Source organism: Streptomyces sp. NPDC000941 (assembly GCF_053599555.1).
This window is the reverse complement of the sequence record NZ_JBSFMM010000489.1, coordinates 1-2,547: the sequence shown is the minus strand read 5'-3', so window position 1 is coordinate 2,547 and position 2,547 is coordinate 1. Positions and strand designations below refer to the sequence as shown.

Sequence of the window (2,547 nt, the reverse complement as noted above, 5' to 3'; positions counted from 1 at the left end):
ACCCACGTCGGAATCGACGACAACTTCTTCACCCTCGGCGGGCACTCCCTCCTCGCCACCCGCCTGATCAGCCGCATACGCACCGCCCTGGGCGTGGAGTTGAGCATCCGTGCTCTCTTCGAGTCGCCGACCGTGGCCGGCCTGGACGCGTATCTGGATCAGGGCGCGGATCGGGTGCGGCTGCCGTTGGCCGCAAGGGTGCGGCCCGAGGTGGTGCCGGTGTCGTTCGCGCAGCGCCGGCTGTGGTTCCTGGGGCAGATGGAAGGGCCGTCGGGCACGTACAACACTCCGTTGTCGCTTCGACTGCGGGGGCAGCTTGACGTCGATGCGCTGCGCCTGGCTCTGGGAGATGTGGTCGGGCGGCATGAGAGTCTGCGGACGATCTTTCCGGAGGCCGACGGCCAGCCCCATCAGCACATTGTTGAAGCCGGTGCGGCCGTGCCGTCGCTCGTGGTGATTGAGGCCGCTGAGGAGGAGCTGGCCGAGGCGCTGGTCAGGGAGGTCGGCGCTGGGTTTGACCTTTCAAACGAGCTACCGGTGCGTGTGCGGCTGTTTGTGTTGGGGCCGGATGAGTTCGTGCTGCTGGCCGTGGTGCATCACATCGCCGCGGATGGTTGGTCGCTGGCGCCTTTCGCCCGTGACCTGACCACCGCCTACCAGGCCCGCACCAACGGCAAGGCACCCGGATGGCAAGCGCTGCCGGTGCAGTACGCGGACTACACCTTGTGGCAGCGTGAGGTGCTGGGCAGCGAAGACGACCCGGACAGTGTGATCTCGCAGCAGCTGGCCTACTGGACGGCTGCCCTGGCAGGCGTGCCGGAGCAGCTGGAGCTGCCGGTGGACCGGCCCCGGCCGGTCGTGGCATCGCATGACGGTGGCAGTGTGGCAGTGCGGGTGCCGGTCGAGGTGCACACCCGACTGGTCGAGCTGGCGCAGGGCAGCGGGGCGAGTGTCTTCATGACCGTCCAGGCCGCGCTGGCCGTCCTGCTCACCCGCATGGGCGCGGGCACCGATATCCCGATCGGCACGCCGATCGCCGGGCGTACCGACGACGCCCTGGACGACCTCATCGGCTTCTTCGTCAACACGCTGGTGCTGCGTACGGATGTGAGTGGTGATCCCACGTTCCGTGAGTTGGTGGGTCGGGTGCGGGAGACGGACCTGGCTGCGTTCGCGCATCAGGATGTGCCGTTCGAGCGGTTGGTGGAGGTGCTGAATCCGGAGCGGTCGATGGCCCGGCATCCGCTCTTCCAGGTGATGCTCTCCTTCCAGAACAACGCCCAGCCAGATCTCGACTTGTCTGGTCTGGACGTCACCCATGAGCCTTTGGGCGGTATCGCCGCCAAATTCGATCTCACGGTCAACCTCAGCGAACTACGCACGGCAAATGGCGCTCCCAACGGGCTGACCGGGCAGCTCGAATACCGTACCGATATCTTCGACCTTGCCACGGTCGAGGAGTTTGCCAATCGGCTGGTACGCGTTCTGGGAACGGTCACCAGCAATCCCGACATGCCGGTGGGTCGGGTTGATGTGTTGGGTGAGGTTGAGCGGGGGCGGGTGTTGGTTGATTGGAATGATACGGGGTGGCCGGTTTCGGGTGTGGTGGTGTCGGAGTTGTTTGAGGAGCGGGTGGGGTGTGATGCGGGTGCGGTGGCGTTGGTTTTTGAGGGTGGGGTGTTGTCGTATGGTGAGTTGAATGTGCGGGCGAATCGGTTGGCGCGGTATTTGGTGGGGCGTGGGGTGGGTCCGGGGTGTTTGGTGGGGGTGGTTTTGTCGCGGGGGTTTGATTTGGTGGTGGTGTTGTTGGCGGTGTTGAAGGCGGGGGCGGGGTATGTGCCGGTGGATCCGGGTTATCCGGCTGAGCGTGTGGGGTTTGTGTTGGGGGATGCGGGGCCGGTGTTGGTGGTGACGGATTCGGTGGTGGTGGGGTCGGGTGTGCTGGGTGGGGTGGTGGGTGTGGATGTGGTGGTGGTGGATGGGGCTGATGTGGTGGCTGGGGTGGCGGGTTGTGGGGGTGGGGATGTGGTGGCTGGTGAGCGGTTGGGGGTGTTGTCGGGTGATGATCCGGCGTATGTGGTGTATACGTCGGGGTCGACGGGGCGGCCGAAGGGTGTGGTGGTGCCGCATAGCGGGTTGGTGAATTTCCTGCGGGTGGCGTCCGGGTTTTGTGGGTTGGGTGTGGGTGATCGGTTGCTGGCGGTGACGACGGTGGCATTCGATATTGCGGTGCTGGAGTTGTTTCTGCCGTTGGTGTCGGGTGCTGGTGTGGTGGTGGCGGGGTCGGGGGTGGTGCGGGATGTGTTTGCGCTGGGTGGGTTGGTGGAGTCGGCGGGTGTGTCGGTGTTGCAGGCGACTCCGTCGTTGTGGCAGGAGTTGGTCGACGGGGTGCCGGAGTGTGTGGGTGGGTTGCGGATGCTGGTGGGGGGTGAGGCTTTGCCGTCGGGGCTGGCGGAGCGGATGTGTGAGCTGGGCAGTGAGGTGGTGAACTGTTACGGGCCGACCGAGACCACGATCTGGTCGACGGTGGCCGTGCTCAAGCAGCGG

Annotated in this window: 1 protein-coding gene; it reads left to right on the top strand. The window is 65.6% G+C overall.

Annotated elements, in window-relative coordinates:
- The coding region (locus ACWDSL_RS52955; protein ID WP_450496883.1) for a condensation domain-containing protein at nucleotides 1–2,547 on the top strand (2,547 nt) is incomplete at both ends.